Here is a 19,187-nt window from a genome sequence, read left to right as displayed (position 1 = left end):
ACAGTGTCGTCGACCCCGCGAACGGTTAGGACCCCCGCCATCTCTGCGCCCCGCCTCTCCCCTCCCTCCCCGAGCGATTTCGCCCGCTACCTGCGCACCGAGACCTTCGGCGGCCTGATCCTGCTCGGCGCGGCGGCCGTCGCGTTGATCTGGGCGAACTCGCCCTGGGCCGATGCGTACCTGTCGTTGCGCGACGCCCACGTCGGGACCGATGTCCTGGGGCTCGACCTCACCATCGGACACTGGGCGCAGGAGGCACTGCTCGCGGTGTTCTTCTTCGTCGCGGGCCTCGAACTGAAACGCGAGATCGTCCTCGGGGAGCTGTCGAGCCTCAAACAGGCGATCCTCCCGGTGTTCGCAGCGGTGGGTGGTGTGGTGGTCCCGATCGTGATCTGCATCGCGATCGGTTGGGGCACAGCGGGAATCGAGAAGGCCTGGGCGATCCCCGCGGCCACCGACATCGCGTTCGCCCTGGGCGTGCTGGCGTTGGTCGGGTCACGGATCCCGTCGAGCGCGCGGGTGTTCCTCCTCGCGCTTGCCGTGGTCGACGACCTCATCGCGATCGCGATCATCGCCGCTGTGTTCACCGACTCCCTCGACCTCGTCGCACTGGCGGTGGCCGCCGCGGCGATGGCCCTGTACTGGTGGTGCCAACGGCGCCGCATCACCACCCGGTTCGTCTACATCCCGTTGGCGATCATCACCTGGGTCGCGGTCTACAACGCCGGCATCCACGCGACCATCGCCGGCGTCGCGCTCGGTCTGCTGACCCGGGTGCGACCCGACCCGGGCGAGGACTGTGCGCCGGGGTCGCGGCTCGAGCACCGCATCCAACCGATCTCGGCGGCGATCTGCGTGCCGCTGTTCGCACTGTTCGCGGCCGGGGTGCCGATCAGCGCCCCGATCGTCGGCGACCTGTTCTCCGACCGCATCGCGATCGGGATCATGGTGGGCCTCGTGGTCGGCAAGACGATCGGGATCTTCGGCACGAGCTGGCTGTGCATCCGGCTGCGTCTGGCGGCCAAACCCGAGGGGTTCTTCGTCCGCGACCTTCTCGCGGTGGCCATCCTCGGTGGCATCGGGTTCACGGTGAGCCTGCTCATCGCCGACCTCGCGTTACCGCCCGCCGAGGCCGAACTGGCCAAGGCCGCAGTCCTTCTGAGCTCGATGGTCGCGTCGCTGCTCGGCGCCGCGGCACTCATCCGACGCGGACGGGTGCACAGTCGCCTGCTCGACGACGACTGAGCCGGCGCGGCTCCTCAGGCGAGCTTCGAGAAGTACTTCACCGTGTCGGCGCGGAAGGTGCCCAGCGCGGGCTTGCTCACGACCGACAGCCCCGGCAGCTTGGCCAGCGGGCCCGCCGGTTCGATGGCGAAGGCCCACGTGAGCCGCGATCCGAGTCCGGAGGGGACCACCTCGGTCAGCTCGCCGAAGCGGCGCAGTCCGGGGACGTTCGCCGAGACGACGGTGAACGCGTTGCGGTAGGTGCCCGCCTCGGCGTCGGCCTCCCAGACGAAGAAGCGCTCGTTGATCTTCACGAACCCGGGCGCGAGTTCCGCGGTGCGGGTGGCCCCCACACCGTGCGGCTCGGGCGAGGTGAACGTCACCTTCTTGATCATCCGACACCAGTCCAGGGTGTTCTGGCGCGTGAGCTCGGCCCACGCGACATCGGGCGTCACCGGGAGGTCCACGGTGAACCGGTAGGCCACCGGCGCCCGGTGGAAGAAGGAGACGTCGTCGATCGGTTCCAACTGATGCTCGGCCATCGGGCGAGCCTAACCTCAGCGGTGTGCCGAACAACCACTACCACCACCTCGTCTTCGGGCCCCGCACCCTCGCCCGACAGCGCGCGACGGGCAGCTACACGGCCTACGGCTCGGAGATGGAGCGTGGCGACGACGGGCCGCCGGAACTCTCCGGCCGCGAGATAGCGATGTTGACCGACGCGTTCCAGATCCACCTCGCGACGGTCGCCGAGACCGGGTGGCCCTATGTGCAGTACCGCAGCGGGCCCCGCGGTTTCATCCACCACCTGGGTGGCTCGCGTTTCGGTTTCGCCGATCACCACGGCAACTCGCAGTTCACGTCGCTGGCGAACATCGACACCGACGGCCGCGTGGCGATCTTCGTCGCCGACTTCCCGATGCGCACCCGGCTGAAGCTGTACGGACGCGCCCAGGTGATCGACGCCGCCGCCGACCCCGACCTGCACGCCACGCTGATGACCGTGGCCGACGGCCGGATGACGGCGCGCAGCGAGCGGTCGATCGTCATCGACATCGAGGCCTTCGACTGGAACTGCTCCCGCAGCATCGTCCCGCAGTACGACCGCGACTACGTCAAGGAGCTCAACGTCGCCCACGCCGAACAGCTTCGGGCGCTGCAGGAGGAGATCGACACCCTCAGGACCCGTCTGGAGAGCTGACCTCGGCCCGCCGGTGCGGGTGTCGCGGCCGCAGCAGCAGGTGGACCCCGATGCCGACGAGCAGCGCCCAGAAGGCCGACCCGATACCGGCGAACGCCGTTCCCGATGCGGCGACGACGAACGTCGCCACGGCGGCGGTCCGTTGTCCCCCGTCGCCCGGGGCACCGGCCGCCGCTGACAGAGCACCGGCCAGAGGTGCGAGCAACGCGACACCGGCGACCGCCTGGATGGTGCCCTCGGGGGCCAGCACCACCAGCGTCGCGACGGCCGCCGAGCCCGCACCGATCACCAGGTAGGCCACCCCGGCCGACACCGCGGCCACCCATCGACGGTTGCGGTCGGGATCGGCGTCGGGAGATGCGGCGAGCGCGGCGCTGATGGCCGCGAGGTTCAGCGCGTGGACGCCGAAACCCGCACCGACCACAGTCGTGAGGCCGGTGACACCCATTGACGGCCGCCACGGCACCTCGTAGTCGAAGGTCCGCATCACCGCGACGCCGGGGATGTTCTGCGCCGCCATGGTCACGATGTAGAGCGGCAGCGCGATACCGGTCACCGCCGCGACCGTGAGGTGCGGTGTCGTCCACACCACCTGCGGCAGCAACTGGTCGCTGCCGATCGACGCCTCGGAGCGGACGAGGTCGACGACGATCACCACCACGGCGACGGCGAACGCGCCGGGCACCGCCCACCGGGGTGAGAACCGCACCAGCACCACCCACGCCAGCAGGATGGGCGCGATCGCCCACGGGTGGTGCGACAGGGCCGTCACCGGCGCGAGGCACAACGGGAGCAGCACCCCGGCCAGCATCGCCTGGGCCACCGCGGCCGGGATGAGTGCGATGAGTCGCGACAGCCCCGACCACAGACCGGTCGCGACGATGAGCACACCGGTGACCACGAATGCCCCGACCGCGGCGGGCCACCCACCCTCGACGACGCCGGTCGAGGCGATCAGCGCTGCGCCGGGTGTCGACCACGCCAACGTGATGGGCATCCGGAACCGGATCGCCAGGGCCAGCATCCCCAGGCCCTGCAGGACACAGGCCGCCAGAAGTCCCGACGCCGCCTGGGCCGGACTCGCGCCCACCGCGCGCAACCCCGTGAGCACCACCGCGAAGGAACTGGTGAACCCGACGACCGCACACACGACGCCCGCGCCGATCGGCACGGACAGACTCACCCGCTGCATCGATGCTCCCGTCGGGGCCTTCGTTCTGCAAAAAGAACGTTCTGTTGACGGAACGATAGCGCCACGGGCACCTAGAGTCGAGATCCATGGACCCGACATCGATCTCGGCCACGGTGGGTGAGCGCGTGCGCGAGCTCCGTGGACGCGCCGGGCTGAGTCTGTCCGAGCTGGCCCGACGGTCCGGGGTGGGAAAGAGCTCGCTGTCCGATCTCGAGGCGGGGCGGCGCAATCCGACCATCGAGACGCTGTACGCACTGTGCACACCACTCGGCGTACCGATGACCGCGTTGACGGCGGCGTCGATCCGCACCGCGAGCGGTGGCATGACGTCGGTGACCCTCGACGTCCGCGAACTCGTCGACGCGACCGTCGAGGTGTTCCGGCTCGAGTTCGCCGCCGACGCCGACCACACCTCACCCGGCCACGTCACCGGAGTGACCGAACACCTGACCGTGGTCGCGGGAGATCTCCTGGTCGGCCCCCTCGAGAACACCACGCGCCTCGGCCCCGGCGAATCGCACTCCTGGCGCAGCGACACCCCGCACCGGTACGCCACCCGAGGCCCCGCCGAAGCCGTCGTCGTGATCCGCACGCCGCGACTGCCGGGGCGGAGCTGAACAGCACCCGACGGCGAGAGCCCGGGTCCGGACATGTCCGTACCGGACCTGATCACAGAATGAATGATCATTCGTTCCCGCTCCCGAATTCGATAGCGATGATTGGAATCCGACAGCGATAGGGGCTTTCGGGAAGAAATCGGACACTATTTCAGAAGTTTATGTATCGCACATTTACTGTGGTGAATATCGGTCTCGCGTTCGCGTCTTACGCGCCTCTGATCTGGGATTATGCCGAAACAACGATGGTTGATTCTGTACAAAATTCTTGTCATTTCGCGCCGAATAACTCTCATGACACGCATGTAATTCCGCGACACCACTTTCTTTTCGCCGCCGCTATTTGTTTGACTTGAATTCTTCCGGGGGGTTCACCGGAATGGAGTCCAGAAATGCGAATCACGCGACAAGTCTCTCTTCGCGATGCTATTCGGTCATTGTCGATCGCACTGATCGCGGTACTCGGTCTCGGGGTGATGGCCTTCGGATCGGCGACCGTTCATCCCCCGGCGGTCATCACGAACACCGCGACCGTCACCGCCGCGTCGACGACCCTCGGCATCGCCGACAGCGATCTCTACTTCTCCTACAACGACCCGACCGCGGTGGCCAAGCATCTCGACGAGACCGCCGCACTGGGGGTCCGCAACGTCCGACTCGTGGTCCCGTGGGCGTCTGTCGAGACCACCAAGGGCCAGTACACGTGGGGAGGCGTCGACACCATGATCAACGCCGCCGCGGCACGCGGGATGGGGGTGCTCGCCGTCGTCACCACGACGCCCACCTGGGCTCGCCCCGCGAACACCAGCGTCTATCAGCCGCCCACCGCCCCCGCCGATCTCGGCGCCTTCATGGGCACGCTCGCATCGCGCTACTCCTCGGCGATCTCCGCCTACGAGGTCTGGAACGAGCCGAACGGCGCCATCAGCTACGCCCCTGCGCCCGACCCCGTCGGGTACACCAAGCTCCTCGCCGCCGCCTACCCGAAGATCAAGGCGGCGAACCCCTCGGCCGTCGTCATCGGCGGAGTGCTGGGCTCGGTGGTCACCTGGGGCGGCTACACCCTGAACCCGGTCGACTTCGTCTCGCAGATGTACGCCGCGGGCGCCGCGGGCACGTTCGACGCCCTGTCGTTCCACCCGTATCAGAACTCCACGAAGTTCTCCCAGGGCGCGACCCTCGCGAACTCACCGTTGAACCAGGTCAACGACATCCGCAGCCTGATGGTCTCCCACGGCGACTCGGCGAAGAAGATCTGGGCCACCGAATACGGACTGTCCACGATGCAGGTCAGCGCGGCCCAGCAGGCCGACTTCATCAACGACTTCGTGACCACCTGGCGCACCCTGTCGTATGCGGGGCCGGCCTTCATCTACACCCTCGTCGACCGCAACTCCGCCGACACCACCGACGCGGAGAGCACGTTCGGCGTCTACACCGACGCGTGGGTCGCCAAGCCCGCCGCCTCCGTCGTCCGCTCCTTCACGGGGGCGAACGCGTGAGGGCCGGCGGCGGGACGCCGTGAACGGTCCGCCGCCGCCGAACACCACAGCTGCATGACACGATGAGGGACATGGCACGATGAGGCCGTAGCCCGACCCGCAATGGAGGAACAGCTGTGAGCCTGGACGACCGTGCATCCGATCACGTCGGCAGAAACGTCTCCTCGATACCGCTGAGCGATCCGCACAACCCGGCCGAGCAGTCCATCGGCGGCCTGGTGAAGGACGCGACCTCGCACATGTCGACGCTGGTGCGCGCCGAGGTCGAGCTGGCCAAGACCGAGATCATCGGCGAGGTCAAGAAGGGCGCGATCGGCGCGGGGCTGTTCATCGTCGCCGCCGTCGTCGCTCTCTACTCCAGCTTTTTCTTCTTCTTCTTCCTCGCCGAACTCCTCGACGAGTGGCTCCCCCGCTGGGCCGCCTTCGGGATCGTGTTCCTGATCCTCCTGGTGGTCGCGATCGTCGTCGGCGTGATCGGCTACATCGTGTTCAAGCGGGTGCGGGCCCCGAAGAAGACCATCGACTCGGCCAAGGCACTCCCCAGCGTGTTGCCCGGTGGCGACAAAGGTGCGCCGGTGGATCTCCCCGGCGGCATCGGCGCCGCCCCGCGCCGCTGATCTGACGATCCCGAGCCGACCGACCCCCAGCCGACCGATTCCGAGCCACCGGTGACCGCTCCCGACCCGTCGACCGCGCGGATCGACGGCCCGTGGGTCGACCTGGACGTGCGGGCCAACGGCATCCGGTTCCACGCCGTCGAGTGTGGCCCCGGGCAGGCCGATCGGCCGCTGGTGCTCCTGCTGCACGGGTTCGGAGAGTTCTGGTGGAGCTGGCGACACCAGCTGACCGCGCTCGACGCCGCCGGGTTCCGGGCGGTCGCGCTCGATCTCCGCGGCTACGGCGACACCGACAAGCCTCCGCGCGGCTACGACGGGTGGACCCTGGCCGGCGACACCAATGCCCTCGTGCGGGCGCTCGGCCACACCGAGGCCGCGCTGGTCGGCCACGCCGACGGCGGACTCGTCGCCTGGGCCACCGCGACCCTGCATCCCCGGGCCGTCACGTCCATCGCGGTGATCGGCTCGCCCCATCCGCGCGCCCTCCGGCATGCGGTGCTGCGCAACGGCCCTCAGCGGTCGGCGTTCATGGGCGAGTTCCTCGGCAACCAGTTGCCCCGCACCGCGGAGAAGACGCTGACCCGCGACGACGGGGCCTTCATCGAGACCATGTTCACCGAACGCACCACGCCCGCGTTCGCACGCACCGACGAGTTCGCCGAGATGATGCGCCGCAACCGATCCGCGGTGCAGATACCGGGTGTCGCGTTCTGCAGCCTGGAGTACCGCCGCTGGGCGTTCCGGTCGCAGTTCCGTCGCGACGGCGCCAAGTTCATGCGGCTCATGAACCGACGCCTCAACATCCCGGTGCTCGCCGCCCGCGGTCGCGACGACCGGTACATCCACGCCGAGACCCTATCGGCCAGCAGGTATTTCGCGTCGCGGATGACCTACGCCGAGATCGACGGCAGCGGGCACTACGCGCACGAGGAGAACCCCGACCGGGTGATCGAGCTGCTCGACCACCACCTGCGCCTCACGCTCTAGCCGTACCTACGAGTGCACGCACGACTGCGTGTCGACCGCCGCGGTGCGGTTCTCCGACGCACGCAGGTTGGCCTGCACCTGATCGGCCGTGAGCACGAACCCGGTCTCGCTCGCGGTGTCCTCGGCCGCACCGAAGACCACCCCGAGCACCCGGCCGTCGGTGTCGATCAGCGGACCACCGGAGTTGCCCTGACGGATCGATCCGCGCACGGTGTACACCTCGCGCTTGACCTCCCCGGCGCGGTAGATGTCGGGACCCGAGAGGTTCACCACCTCCCGGATCCGCTCGGCGCTCGCTGTGAACGGACCGGCCTCGGGGTAGCCGAGAGCGATGGCGTCGGTGCCGGTGGAGGCGTTGCGGTCGGCGAAGCTCAGGGCCGGCGCGGTGAGGCCGGGGACGTCGAGGATGGCGATGTCGTTGTCGGGGTCGAACAGCACGACCTTCGCGTCGAGCGCACCGTCGTTCGACTGCACCCGCAGCGACCGCGTTCCCGCGACCACGTGGGCGTTGGTCATCACGCGCTCGGCCGAGACGACGAACCCGCTGCCCTCCAGCGCCTGGTTGCAGCTGGGGGCGACGCCCTCGATCTTCACCACGCTCGGACGGACCTGTGCGATGACCGGCAGCGTCAGCAGACCCGAATCGGGCGGGTCCACGCTGGTGACCGGCGTGCGGCCGAACGGTCCGATGACCTCGGGCAGCCCCGAGTCGTCGAGCAGGGAGCTGAAGTCACTGGGGAGCTGCCGGAGCCACGCGGGTGCGACGTCGTCGACGCCCCCGAGCACCTTCGAACCGCGCACGGCGTTGGCGATGGTGGGTTCGGCCGAACTGCTCACCGGGATCGCGAGCAACCACGCCGCGATGAGGACGGCGACGGCCTGCAGCAGCGACCCGATGACGCTGTCGGCGCGACGCACCATCAGCGATCGGATTCCACCGCGGGCGGCGCGGCCGAGGATCATCCCCGAGGCCTCACCGATGACGACCAGCACCACCAGCAGCCCGACGCCCACGACCAGACGCCACCGGCGATCGTCGATGTGGTCGATGAGGTGCGGCGCCAACAGGATTCCCGCGATCGCGCCGAGCACGACGCCGACGAACGCGAGCGCCGAGGCGACCGCGCCCTGCCGGAACCCCGAGGCGGCCGCGAGCAACGCGATCGCGATCACCACGAGATCGACCCAACCCGAACCGCTCATCGCTGTCCTGTCTTCTCGAGCATGTCCGCGAGGTCACGCACGTCGTCGGTGTCCCACGGGACGGTCCATCCCGCGGTGTCGAAGATGGCGTCGAGCAGACCGCCGGTGAAACCCCACACGAGCATGTCCGCGACCCAGAACGCCGGCCCCCGGTACACACGGCCACCCATCACCGTGCGCTGCACCTGGAAACGGTGGGCCGGGTCGATCATGTCGGCGATCGGTACGCGCACCACACGCGCGGTCTCGCCGGGATCGACCGCGCGCACCGCGCCGGGATCGGGCGACCACGCGATCACGGGGATCACGTCGAAACCCGAGGGCGGGACCGGGAACGACTGCAGGCGGGCGACGACACGGACCTCGTCCGGGTCGAGGGCGGTCTCCTCCTGCGCCTCGCGCAGCGCGGTGCCCACCGGGTAGTCGTCACCGGGATCACGAGCGCCACCGGGGAAGGCGACCTGCCCGGCGTGGTTGCGCAGGGTCGTCGCGCGCTGGGTGAGCAGCACGTCGGCGTCGCCGGGCGGGGCGTGGCCGTCCCCGCTGTCGAAGGCTCCGCCGAACAGGACGAGCACCGACGCCGGCCTCGACCCGCGCCGGAATGCGGCCTGCACCAGTCGGGTCCGGTCGCCACCACGGTTGTTCACGCTGTCGGTGACGCCGTCGACGTTGTCGGTGAGGGGGCGCAGCCACGCCGGGATCGCGTCGGTGCCGACCAGCGGTCCGGCCGCGACGGTCGGGGCGTGGTCACGGTCTGCGGATCGAGGACTCACAGGGCGACACCCAGGTAGCGGTTCACCGCATCGGCGATCGACTTCTCGTCGGTGAACACCGTCGGGAGCACCTTCGCGACGCTGCCGTCGGCACGCACCAGCACCGACACCGGGTAGGCACGCGGGATGCCCAGGGCCGCGGCGATCTTCGCCTGTGTGTCGACCACCGACGGCAGCCGCACGTCGATCTCGCTCAGCAGACCCAGCGCGAGCACCGGGTTCTCCGACCCCTCCTTGGCCTGTACGGCGAGGACGTCGACCTTGCCCGCCGCCGAGGCGGCGAACGCGGCGACGGTCGGCAGTTCGCGACGACACGGCAGGCACCACGGCGCCCAGAAGTTGACGAGGAGCGGTCGTCCGGCGGTGGCCGCGCCCATGTCGACGTCGCCGGCGGCACCCAGGCACGGCGCGGTCACCCCGGCGAGCACCGAGGTCGACGGCGCCGGACCGGTTCCCGCCGGACACGGTGCGAGCGCGGCACGGGCCCGGGCGGCGTCGAGGTCACCCGGGCTCACCGACGCACTCCCCCCGGGGATGGGGCCGGCGGTGGTCTGTGTGCCGGCGCTCAGGGCACCGTCGGGTGACGAGGTGTCGCGAGGCCAGATGGCCACGATCAGCGCGATGACCACCACGAGGGCGGCGATCGACCATCGAGCGGACGCAGGGATACGTTGCAGACCGGATCTCATGGGTCGTCTCAGATCCCGGCCAGGGCGAGCAGATGCGCGGTCTCGGGTCCCTTGACCAGCGACGCGGCCTTCTCGGTCTCGGTCGGTCCCTCACCGAACGACGGGCAGTCCTTCGCCAGCACGCACACGCCGCAGGCCGGCTTCTTGGCGTGGCACACGCGTCGGCCGTGGAAGATCACGCGGTGGGACAGATCGGTCCAGTTCTTGCGCTCGATCAGCTCGCCGACGGCGTGCTCGACCTTCACCGGATCGGTCTCGGTGGTCCAGTTCCAGCGACGCACCAGCCGACCGAAGTGGGTGTCGACGGTGATGCCGGGGATCCCGAAAGCGTTGCCGAGCACCACGTTCGCGGTCTTGCGTCCGAAGCCCGGCAGCGTCACCAGGTCCTCGAGACGGCCGGGGACCTCGCCATCGAACCGTTCGAGCAACGCCTGACCGAGACCGATGATCGATGTCGCCTTGTTCCGGTAGAAGCCGGTCGAGCGGATCATCTCCTCGAGTTCGGTGCGGTCGGCGCCGGCGTAGGCGGCGGCATCGGGGTAGCGGGCGAACAGCGCCGGGGTGGTGAGGTTGACGCGGACGTCGGTGCACTGCGCGGAGAGGATCGTCGCGACCGACAGCTCCAGCGGGGTGGTGAAGTCGAGTTCGCAGTACACGTGCGGGAACGCCGTCTGCAGGGTGCGATCCATCCGACGTGCACGACGGACCAGTCCGGTACGGGTCTCGGTACCCCGCGCCGCGGCGGTCGGACGGCGGCGACCGGTCGTGCCGGCCGGTGTCGTCGGGGTTTGATCGCTGCTCACCTGCAACAGACTACTGAGCGCCGAAGGGTCCTCGACGGCATCCGCCGTGGTCGCCGATCAGATCTTCAGCCTCCGATCAGCTCCGGACCGAGACGGTCGGGTCGGCTCCGACACGCGCGAGGTAACACTTGTGTTCCACCCGCAGGTTTCGTTGCCCCACCGAGACCTCCGTCGTGTTCACTACTGCACATGCACGGACTCGCGGTACTGCTCTTCCCCGCAGTGCTCATGCTCTTCGCGCTGGCCATGGAGAAGATGGAACACCAGATCGACGACGACAGCGTGACCCGCGACGACGTCGAGGAATTCCTCGCCGGCGCCGCCCCGGAGCAGGTGGGGACACTGGCCACCGACGGCTTTCCCGCGGCACTCGACGAGTTCCGCGCCCGCCGCGATCCCGTGGAGGACGAGGCACCCGTCGCCGCGGCCCCGACGGTCCGCGCGAGCTGACCCCACCCGGCACACCGTCGGCCCCGCGAACGACGCAGGTGACGGCGTAGTCGACGTTCTCCGGTCCCGTTCGTACTCTTGGCCGTAGACTCAGCCGTGGCATGGTGACAAATCCAACACTGCCGAGCAATTTGTCGCGGGCACGACCCGCCGCAGCACCCTAGGAAGGGGCGTACGTGGAGGAAGTACTGGCGAGGGCCGGCATCTTTCAAGGAGTCGAGCCGAGCGCGGTCGCCGCACTGACCAAGCAACTCCAGCCCGTCGATTTCCCGCGCGGACATGTCATCTTCAACGAGGGCGAACCGGGCGACCGGCTCTACATCATCCTCAGCGGCAAGGTGAAGGTCGGCCGCCGGTCGGGCGACGGACGCGAGAACCTGCTCACCATCATGGGTCCGTCGGACATGTTCGGTGAGCTGTCGATCTTCGATCCCGGCCCCCGCACCTCGTCGGCGACCACGGTCACCGAGGTCCGCGCGGTCTCGATGGACCGTGACGCGCTCAAGGCGTGGATCGCCGACCGCCCCGAGATCGCCGAGCAGTTGCTGCGCGTGCTGGCCCGCCGCCTGCGCCGCACCAACAACAACCTCGCCGACCTCATCTTCACCGACGTCCCCGGTCGTGTCGCCAAGCAGCTTCTTCAGCTCGCCCAGCGGTTCGGCACGCAGGAGGCCGGTGCCCTGCGCGTCACCCACGACCTCACGCAGGAGGAGATCGCCCAGCTCGTCGGCGCCTCCCGCGAGACGGTGAACAAGGCGCTCGCCGATTTCGCGCAGCGCGGCTGGCTGCGGCTCGAGGGCAAGAGCGTCCTCATCGCCGACTCCGAGCGTCTTGCGCGCCGCGCCCGCTGACCCTCCGAGATCACCTGCTCCACACATCGACTCCCGCGACAGTGACCCACTGTCGCGGGAGTCGTTTCATGTCGCGGGTGTCTCGATGACGTCGACGTCTTCGGCGCGGTAGTCGAACCCGTCCTGACGAGCCGCTTCCCACGCGAACTCGACCCGCGCACCGACCTCGAGGGAACGGAACCCGCTCACCCCGCGGATCTCGCTGAAGAAGATCCATGCACCGCCCGGCGTCTCGGGCGCATCCAGGACACCCCATCCCTCGTCGGCGTTCCAGGAGCGGACCGTGCCGACGGTCCGCGGGAGCGGAGCTCTCGGCGGTGGTGCCGGGAGGTCGGCCGGATCCTGCTGGACGAACACGGTGAACTCGCCCCGGCGGCCCGCCGACGACCACAGGCTGGTCTGGAACGCGCCGGACGGCAGTGTGGCGGGCGGCTCGCAGCGGGACGGCCAGACCGCGGTGGCCGCGACCGAGAACTCGTCGTCGTCCCACCGGATCGGACCCCACACGAACGAGACCGGCTCTCCCTCGAGCAGTCCCATGAACGGCATCCCGTCGTCGGTACGGACACCCTCGACCATCACCGCGCCGGCGTCGGCACGGCATCCACCCGGGGTGTCGGGCGAATCGATCACGCCCCACCCCTCGTCGTGATGCCACACGCGGATCACCCCTGAACTGGTCATTCGGCGACGGTAGGGGTCCACAACCGTCCGCGCACCCGAATTTCGTCGTCGACGTTGGTTGTCACCGTCGCCCGCGCCGCGCCGGTGTGTCATGGTCGAGGTGTGACACACCCTCGTGCCAGACGCCCTGACACCTCCGCCGCCGTGGACGACGACTGGATCGGCACCGCGTCGGCGTTCGAGCTGGCCGAGGCGATCGCCGACGGTCGCACCACCTCGCGGCGTGTCGTGCAGTTACACATCGACACGCTGCGTTCCCGCGCCGAGTTCGGCGCGATCGCGCGTGACCGCTTCGACGCCGCGCTCGCCGAGGCCGACGCCGTCGACGCCGCCGGCACGAAAGCCGATCCCGACCGTCCGCTGCTCGGCGTGCCCTGCACCATCAAGGAATCCATCCCGGTCACCGGGATGCCGCACACCGCGGGTCTGTCGAGTCGCGCGGGCATCATCGCCGACGTCGATGCGATTGCGGTGCAACGTCTTCGACGCGCCGGCGCCATCGTCGTAGGTGTCACCAACACCGCAGAACTGTGTCTGGGCATCGAGAGCACCAACAGCGTCTACGGCCGCACCTCCAACCCCTACGACGTGCGACGGGTGTCGGGCGGATCGTCCGGCGGTGAAGGGTCGGCCATCGGCGGCGGCGGCATCCCGTTCGGCGTCGGCGGCGACACCGGCGGATCCATCCGCATCCCGTCGTTCTACTGCGGCGTCTTCGGCCACAAGCCCTCGCCCGGCCTGGTGCCCGCGAACGAATCGATCCCCTCGCTCTCAGGCGAGGAGGAGGTCGATCTCCTCGAGACACTCGGCCCCATGTCCCGTCGTGCGTCCGACCTGATGCCGCTCCTGCGGATCCTCGCCGACGACGCAGACGGCCGGCGGTGCGGCTCGGTCGACTCCGTCGATCTCGACGGCCTCCGCGTGGTGATACCCACGAAGTCGAGCTATCTGCGTCCGATGGACCGCTCGGTGCGCGACGCCCGGGACGCCGCCGGTGCAGCGCTCGCCGAACGCGGCGCCGATGTCGTGTGGCAGCCGATGCCGGCCATGCGCCGCGTCATCGCGAGCTACCTCATGGAACTGCGGCGCCACGCGGGTACGTCGGTGATGAACCTCTTCGACTCCTTCGGCGCGACACCCCAACGCCATCTCACCCCGGCGGTGTTGCGCGCCAACAGCCTTCAGCTGCAGCTCGCGATGATCGGCGATCGGCTGCCCGAACTGCTGCCGCCCCCGGCGCGCAGGTTGCTCGACAAGTTCGCCCGCGACCTGGCCGATGAGGTCGCCTCCGCCATCGGTGACGGCGTGATGCTGCACCCGCCGTTGCCGCAACCCGCCCCGTTCCACCACGGCACCCTCGCCCGCCCGTGGTTGTTCGGCGGGGCCGCGATCTTCAACATGCTGGGCATGGCGGTCACCGAGGTGCCACTGGGTTTCAGTCCCCGCGATCTGCCCGTCGGCGTGCAGGTCGCCTCGCAACCCGGCAACGACAACGTCACCATCGCCGTCGCGCTCGAACTCGAGAAGGCATTCGGCGGATGGGTTCCGCCGCATGCGGTCTCGGCACGATCGGCCGCACACTAGGAGACGCTCATGGGCAGGTTCCATCGACACGACGACGGTGTCGGGCACACGCACGACCACGACCACGACCACGACCACGACCACGACCACGACCACGACCACGACCACGGTGACATGTCCGGGTACGACACCGGTCGCGAGCGGGTCGACGTGCTCGACGCGATCTTCGGGGAGAACGACCACCGCGCCGAGATCAATCGTGCGGCGTTCGCCGCGGCCGGGGTGACCTCGGTGAATCTCATGAGCTCACCGGGATCGGGCAAGACGACCCTGCTCGAGGCGACGCTCGACGCCATCGCCGACGAGATGCGCGTCGGGATCATCGAGGGCGACATCGCGACCGACCTCGACGCGGCGCGGCTGGCGGGCCGTGGGGCGCAGGTGTCGCTGCTGAACACCTCCGAGGGGTTCGGCGGCGAATGCCACCTCGACGCCCCGATGGTGAACCGCGCGCTGCAGGGGCTCGACCTCGACGAGCTCGACCTCGTGGTGATCGAGAACGTCGGGAACCTGGTGTGCCCGGCCGAGTTCGACGTCGGCGAACACCGCCGCGCGATGGTGTGGTCGGTGACCGAGGGCGACGACAAGCCGCAGAAGTACCCGGTGATGTTCCGCAGCGTCGATGTGGTGGTGATCAACAAGATCGACCTGGTCCCCCACCTGGACATCGAACTCGACGACTACATCCGCGCCGTCCGCGAGGCCAACCCCAGCGCGGCGATCCTGCCGCTGAGCGCGAAGACCGGCGACGGCATGGGCGCCTGGCTCGACTGGCTGCGACAGCGGGGTCCGGGCGCGGCGTAGGTTCTCGGCATGCGCATCGCTGTCGTCGGAGGCGGGCCCTGGGCTCGCGACACCCACATCCCCGCTCTCGCCGCACATCCGGGCGTGACGCTGACCGGCGTGTGGACCCGACGCCCCGAGGCGGCCACCGACCTGCCCGTGCCGCGGTTCGACACCTTCGCCGAGTTGCTGGCGGCGAACGACGCGGTGTCGTTCGCCGTACCCCCGCAGGCCCAGGCGCCGCTGGCGATCGAGGCCGCTCGCGCCGGGAAACACGTCATCCTCGACAAGCCCATCGCCGGCACGCTCGCCGATGCGACCGCGGTCGTCGACGCCGTCGCCGGGGCCGGGGTGCGGTCGATCGTGACGTTCACGCGACGGTTCGCCCCGGAGACCCGCGCGTTCCTCGACGCCGTCGACGCGGGGACCTTCACCGGCGGCCTCGGTGTGTGGCTGTCGGGCGCCCTGCTCGGGGGTCGCTACTCCTCGTCGCAGTGGCGGGTCGACGGTGGTGCACTGCTCGACGTCGGGCCCCACGTGGTCGACCTCATGGATCGCGCCCTGGGTCCGGTCGTCGACGTCGAGGCCGCCTCGGTCGACCGCGGCTCCGACGTCTGGTCGGTGTCGCTGGTGCACGAGTCCGGCGCGCGCACCGCGATGCAGCTGTCGCTGCGCGTTCCGGCGCGGCCCACCATCAGTCAGTTCCGCGTCCACGGCCCCGACGGAGTCGTGGAGCTCACCGACCGCACCACGCCCTCACCCGAGTGCTTCGCCGTCCTGGTCGACGAGTTCCTCGACGCCGTGGCGACCGGCACCGACCACCCCTGCGACGCGCGTCGCGGTCTGCACATCCAGACGGTCCTCGACCGGATCGCCCACGCCGTCAGCTGACGTCGCGCCACCCCGGGATCGGGCGTCAGGGGATGAGCAGGAACTTCCCGCGCGGGTGCGAGCTCTGCAGCTCGCGGTGCGCATCGGCGGCGTCGGCGAGGGGGAACGTCTTGGCGGTGGTGACGGTGATGTCACCGGCGGCGAGCTGATCCAGCAGCGTCGTCCGCGTCTCCGACCGGATCCGTCGGCTGCCCTCCGAACTGCCGTCGATGACGACGATTCCGTCGCCCGCGCGACCGAACGCCACGATGCTGACGATGCGGGAGCGCTCCGCCACGAGTTCGAGGGATGCGTCGATCGCCTCGTCGGTGCCGGCGGCGTCGAGGGCCACGGTGTAACCGTCGGGAGACGCGGCGCGCAGACGATCGAGCAGACCGTCGCCGTAGGCCACCGCAGTCGCACCGAGCGCCTCGATCGCCGCGTGGTTGTCGAGACGTCCGGTTGCGATCACGCGGGCGCCGGCCGCGACGGCGATCTGCACCGCGAGCGACCCGACGGCACCCGTCCCGCCGTGCACGACGACGGTGTCGTCGCCGGTGACACCGGCCGTGCGGATGAGGTCGTAGGCGGTGACGCCCACCGCGAGGAGGCCTGCCGCCTGTTCGACCGAGACTCCGGTCGGGATGTGCAGGATCGACCCGGACGGTGCGACGATCCGGTCGGTGTAGGCGCCGTCGACCGGATAGACCACCACCTCGTCGCCCACCGCGATCGGGCCGGTCGGTCCCGACACCCCGTCGGCCACCTCGACGACCGTTCCGGCGGCCTCGTTACCGAGGCGGACCGGCAGGCCGTCGGGATCGCTGCCGAACGCGCCGCTGTAGAGCTTGTGGTCGATGGGGTTCACGCCGATCGCGGCGACCCGGACCACCACCTCGTCGGCGCCGGGATCGCGGTCGGGTTCGTCGATCAAGGCGAGGTTCTCCGGGCCGCCGTATCCGCGGGCCACCACCGTGCGTGTCATGGCCTCTTCAACCCCCGGCCGACGCGGCTATTCCACGGCAGCCGAACCGGCCCGTGGACGAGACAACCCGGCAGACGGACGGGGTCTGCCGGGTTGTCCGGTGATCGGCGGTATCGGGTACGTCTGCGGGGGTGCGCACCCGACGCCGCCGAGTTCTGGGGTCGCCCGTCTGCACGGGCGCGCGGTCAGCGGCGGGCGAGCACCACGTGCACGAAGGTGCGGTTGAACTGGAATCCCCACTGGTTGCGGGCGACGTCGTAGCGCGGCGTCACGTGCACGCCGCGGTAGGTGAACGGGCGGTAGTTCGGGCGCGTGACGGTGACCTCGCGCTGGGGCTGCTGCCGCTGCGGCTGCACCTGCTGGTTGTGGGTGTTGGGCGCGATCGGGGCGGCGTTCGCGGTTCCGGCGGTCACGCCCAGACCGAGCATGGCGGCACCGACGAATCCCGCTGCGAGGGTGGATGTGGCTGCCTTCTTGATGTTCACGATCACTCCTGTTGTCCTGCACCGAACCCGGCACCTGGCTGCACGGACCATCTCCGCACAACTGAGAAAGTAGGGTCGCCGACTGGCAGGAACATTGCGCGCCACTGTCAGTGGGCTGTGAACGCGCAGGTGCTGCCACCACCGGACCCGGTAGCGTTCGTGGCATGACCGATCTCGCGCATCCCGCGTACGAAATCCGCCGTCCCGTCACCGCGTTCGCCTCGGTGGTGCTGTGTGAGAACCCGGGGATGATGGAGCTCGAGGGGACCAACACGTGGGTCCTGCAGGCGCCCGGGCGCACCGACTGCGTCGTGGTCGACCCCGGTCCCCGCGCCCACCGCAAGCACCTGAAGCGGGTCGCCGAGACCGGCGATGTCGCACTGGTGCTCATCACCCACCGCCACGCAGATCACACCGACGCGATCAAGCGCTTCCACAAGATGACCGGCGCACCGGTCCGCGCCCGCACCGAGGCGCACTGCCGCGACGGCGCGATCCTCACCGACCGTGAGGTGATCGAGGTCGCCGGACTGCGCATCACCGTGTTGCTGACCCCCGGCCACACCGCGGACTCCACGAGCTTCCTCGTCGAGCACCTCGCGAAGGGCGACCCCGCGAACACCGCCGCCACCGAACCCACCCGGGTCATCGGCCGGGCCATGGTCACCGGCGACACGATCCTCGGTTCGGGCACCACGGTCCTCGACCCCAGCGACGGCACCTTGCGCGACTACCTCAACTCACTGAACCGACTCATCGTCGAGGGCGAGGGATGCGCGCTGCTGCCCGGACACGGCCCCGACCACCCCGACCTCATCCCCGTCGCGCGGTTCTACAAGACCCACCGCGAGGAACGCCTCGACCAGATCCGGGCCGCACTCGCCGACCTCGGACTGACCCCGGCACAGGCGAAGCCGATGAAGGTGGTCCGCAAGGTCTATCGCGATGTCGACAAGAAGCTGTGGCCCGCCGCCCGCATGTCGGTCAAGGCCCAGCTCACCTATCTCCGCGAGGCCTGACCGATCAGTCGTCGGCAACCTCGACGATGATCTCGACCTCGACCGGCGCACCGAGCGGGAGTTCGGCGACACCCACCGCCGAGCGGGCATGGTGGCCGGCGGTGCCGAACACCTCACCCAGGAGGTCCGAGGCACCGTTGATCACACCGGGCTGACCGGTGAACCCGGGCGCCGAGGCGACGAAGCCGGTCACCTTCACCACCCGCACCACCGCGTCGAGTCCGACGAGGCCGTTGACGGCGGCGAGGGCGTTCAGAGCGCACAGACGCGCGGCGTCGCGGGCCTGCTCGGGACGCACCACGCCCTCGGCACCCTCGGACACCTTGCCGTGCACGGCCAGCTCACCGTCGACCATCGGCAACTGTCCCGAGGTGTAGACCATGTTCCCCGACCGCACCGCCGGGTAGTAGACACCGAGCGGCGCGACCACCTTCGGCAGCTCGATGCCGAGCTCGGCCAGGCGCGCGCTCCACGATCGCTGCGTGTCCGACATCGCGCTCAGCCCTTCGGGCGCTTGAGGTAGGCGACGTGCTGCTCGCCGGTCGGCCCGGGCAGCACGCTGACCAGCTCCCAGCCGTCGACACCCCAGGTGTCGAGGATCTGCTTGGTGGCGTGGGTCAGTAGCGGCACGGTGGCGTATTCCCAGGCGGTCAGTTCACTCATGGCAC

Annotated in this window: 23 protein-coding genes; 12 read left to right on the top strand and 11 right to left on the bottom strand. The window is 69.6% G+C overall.

What is annotated here, in order from left to right; translation table 11 throughout:
• The first annotated feature begins 39 nt into the window (after window positions 1-39).
• On the top strand, window positions 40-1,245 hold the full coding sequence (gene nhaA, locus OG579_RS15505; RefSeq protein ID WP_328859257.1) for a Na+/H+ antiporter NhaA: 1,206 nt from the start codon (window positions 40-42) through the stop codon (window positions 1,243-1,245).
• A 14-nt stretch (window positions 1,246-1,259) separates the two neighbouring features.
• Here the strand turns inward: nhaA and OG579_RS15500 are convergent, their stop codons facing one another.
• Window positions 1,260-1,766 carry an SRPBCC family protein gene (locus OG579_RS15500; RefSeq protein WP_045821498.1) on the bottom strand — a complete coding sequence of 169 codons (507 nt, stop codon included), beginning with the start codon at window positions 1,764-1,766 and terminating at the stop codon, window positions 1,260-1,262.
• Between the two features lie 23 nt (window positions 1,767-1,789).
• Here OG579_RS15500 and OG579_RS15495 point away from each other — a divergent pair, with 23 nt between their 5' ends.
• Window positions 1,790-2,425 (top strand): pyridoxamine 5'-phosphate oxidase family protein, encoded by a 636-nt coding sequence (locus tag OG579_RS15495; protein WP_328856676.1) that lies wholly within the window; start codon window positions 1,790-1,792, stop codon window positions 2,423-2,425.
• Here OG579_RS15495 and OG579_RS15490 read toward each other — a convergent pair.
• Entirely contained in the window at window positions 2,403-3,617 is a 1,215-nt protein-coding gene (locus tag OG579_RS15490) for a benzoate/H(+) symporter BenE family transporter (protein ID WP_328856675.1), read from the bottom strand. The genes OG579_RS15495 and OG579_RS15490 overlap by 23 nt on opposite strands.
• Window positions 3,618-3,703: 86 nt before the next feature.
• On the opposite strand from OG579_RS15490, the gene OG579_RS15485 reads away from it, so the two are divergent.
• From OG579_RS15485 to OG579_RS15470, 4 genes are all read left to right on the top strand, one after another.
• Entirely contained in the window at window positions 3,704-4,234 is a 531-nt protein-coding gene (locus OG579_RS15485; protein WP_328856674.1) for a helix-turn-helix domain-containing protein, read from the top strand.
• Between the two features lie 437 nt (window positions 4,235-4,671).
• The gene (locus OG579_RS15480) at window positions 4,672-5,736 is read left to right on the top strand and encodes a cellulase family glycosylhydrolase (RefSeq protein ID WP_328856673.1); all 1,065 of its coding nucleotides are present in this window, start codon (window positions 4,672-4,674) and stop codon (window positions 5,734-5,736) included.
• 116 nt (window positions 5,737-5,852) lie between these two features.
• Window positions 5,853-6,353, top strand: coding sequence for a phage holin family protein (locus OG579_RS15475; protein ID WP_328856672.1), 501 nt, complete (start codon window positions 5,853-5,855; stop codon window positions 6,351-6,353).
• A gap of 51 nt (window positions 6,354-6,404) precedes the next feature.
• Window positions 6,405-7,340: an alpha/beta fold hydrolase gene (locus OG579_RS15470; RefSeq protein WP_045821493.1), complete on the top strand. Its 936-nt coding sequence runs from the start codon at window positions 6,405-6,407 to the stop codon at window positions 7,338-7,340.
• A 6-nt stretch (window positions 7,341-7,346) separates the two neighbouring features.
• On the opposite strand, the gene OG579_RS15465 is transcribed toward OG579_RS15470, so the two are convergent.
• The 4 genes from OG579_RS15465 to nth are packed head-to-tail and all read right to left on the bottom strand — an operon-like array spanning window position 7,347 to window position 10,694.
• On the bottom strand, window positions 7,347-8,543 hold the full coding sequence (locus OG579_RS15465) for a MarP family serine protease (protein WP_045821492.1): 1,197 nt from the start codon (window positions 8,541-8,543) through the stop codon (window positions 7,347-7,349).
• Window positions 8,540-9,316 (bottom strand): NUDIX hydrolase, encoded by a 777-nt coding sequence (locus OG579_RS15460; RefSeq protein ID WP_328856671.1) that lies wholly within the window; start codon window positions 9,314-9,316, stop codon window positions 8,540-8,542. Before OG579_RS15460 ends, OG579_RS15465 begins: the two co-directional genes overlap by 4 nt.
• Entirely contained in the window at window positions 9,313-10,005 is a 693-nt protein-coding gene (locus OG579_RS15455) for a TlpA family protein disulfide reductase (RefSeq protein ID WP_328856670.1), read from the bottom strand. The genes OG579_RS15460 and OG579_RS15455 overlap by 4 nt, the downstream gene beginning before the upstream one ends.
• A gap of 8 nt (window positions 10,006-10,013) precedes the next feature.
• Entirely contained in the window at window positions 10,014-10,694 is a 681-nt protein-coding gene (nth, locus tag OG579_RS15450) for an endonuclease III (protein WP_045821573.1), read from the bottom strand.
• 303 nt (window positions 10,695-10,997) lie between these two features.
• Here nth and OG579_RS15445 point away from each other — a divergent pair, with 303 nt between their 5' ends.
• Together OG579_RS15445 and OG579_RS15440 are read left to right on the top strand one after the other, a co-directional pair.
• Window positions 10,998-11,258 carry a hypothetical protein gene (locus OG579_RS15445; RefSeq protein ID WP_045821489.1) on the top strand — a complete coding sequence of 87 codons (261 nt, stop codon included), beginning with the start codon at window positions 10,998-11,000 and terminating at the stop codon, window positions 11,256-11,258.
• 176 nt (window positions 11,259-11,434) lie between these two features.
• Window positions 11,435-12,109 (top strand): Crp/Fnr family transcriptional regulator, encoded by a 675-nt coding sequence (locus tag OG579_RS15440; protein WP_045821488.1) that lies wholly within the window; start codon window positions 11,435-11,437, stop codon window positions 12,107-12,109.
• A 66-nt stretch (window positions 12,110-12,175) separates the two neighbouring features.
• On the opposite strand, the gene OG579_RS15435 is transcribed toward OG579_RS15440, so the two are convergent.
• Complete coding sequence (locus OG579_RS15435; protein WP_328856669.1) at window positions 12,176-12,793, bottom strand: cold-shock protein; 618 nt, start codon at window positions 12,791-12,793, stop codon at window positions 12,176-12,178.
• Between the two features lie 144 nt (window positions 12,794-12,937).
• On the opposite strand from OG579_RS15435, the gene OG579_RS15430 reads away from it, so the two are divergent.
• The 3 genes from OG579_RS15430 to OG579_RS15420 are packed head-to-tail and all read left to right on the top strand — an operon-like array spanning window position 12,938 to window position 16,051.
• Window positions 12,938-14,377, top strand: coding sequence for an amidase (locus OG579_RS15430; RefSeq protein WP_328856668.1), 1,440 nt, complete (start codon window positions 12,938-12,940; stop codon window positions 14,375-14,377).
• Window positions 14,378-14,386: 9 nt separating this feature from the next.
• A complete protein-coding gene (gene hypB, locus OG579_RS15425) occupies window positions 14,387-15,181 on the top strand; it encodes a hydrogenase nickel incorporation protein HypB (protein WP_328856667.1) in 795 nt (264 codons plus the stop codon).
• Window positions 15,182-15,190: 9 nt separating this feature from the next.
• Window positions 15,191-16,051: a Gfo/Idh/MocA family protein gene (locus OG579_RS15420; protein ID WP_328856666.1), complete on the top strand. Its 861-nt coding sequence runs from the start codon at window positions 15,191-15,193 to the stop codon at window positions 16,049-16,051.
• A gap of 25 nt (window positions 16,052-16,076) precedes the next feature.
• Here the strand turns inward: OG579_RS15420 and OG579_RS15415 are convergent, their stop codons facing one another.
• A complete protein-coding gene (locus OG579_RS15415) occupies window positions 16,077-17,015 on the bottom strand; it encodes a quinone oxidoreductase family protein (protein ID WP_328856665.1) in 939 nt (312 codons plus the stop codon).
• 185 nt (window positions 17,016-17,200) lie between these two features.
• Window positions 17,201-17,500 (bottom strand): hypothetical protein, encoded by a 300-nt coding sequence (locus OG579_RS15410; protein ID WP_328856664.1) that lies wholly within the window; start codon window positions 17,498-17,500, stop codon window positions 17,201-17,203.
• A gap of 164 nt (window positions 17,501-17,664) precedes the next feature.
• Between OG579_RS15410 and OG579_RS15405 the strand changes: the two genes are divergently transcribed.
• A complete protein-coding gene (locus OG579_RS15405) occupies window positions 17,665-18,519 on the top strand; it encodes an MBL fold metallo-hydrolase (RefSeq protein WP_328856663.1) in 855 nt (284 codons plus the stop codon).
• Window positions 18,520-18,523: 4 nt separating this feature from the next.
• On the opposite strand, the gene OG579_RS15400 is transcribed toward OG579_RS15405, so the two are convergent.
• Both OG579_RS15400 and OG579_RS15395 read right to left on the bottom strand, forming a co-directional pair.
• Complete coding sequence (locus OG579_RS15400) at window positions 18,524-19,012, bottom strand: RidA family protein (RefSeq protein WP_328856662.1); 489 nt, start codon at window positions 19,010-19,012, stop codon at window positions 18,524-18,526.
• A gap of 5 nt (window positions 19,013-19,017) precedes the next feature.
• Window positions 19,018-19,182 carry a hypothetical protein gene (locus tag OG579_RS15395; RefSeq protein ID WP_188486393.1) on the bottom strand — a complete coding sequence of 55 codons (165 nt, stop codon included), beginning with the start codon at window positions 19,180-19,182 and terminating at the stop codon, window positions 19,018-19,020.
• Window positions 19,183-19,187 lie beyond the last annotated feature (5 nt).

This window comes from Williamsia herbipolensis (assembly GCF_036153515.1).
In the GTDB taxonomy this organism is placed as follows: domain Bacteria; phylum Actinomycetota; class Actinomycetes; order Mycobacteriales; family Mycobacteriaceae; genus Williamsia_A; species Williamsia_A herbipolensis.
The sequence above is the reverse complement of the archived record's forward strand: the minus strand, read 5'-3'. Positions and strand labels throughout refer to the sequence as shown.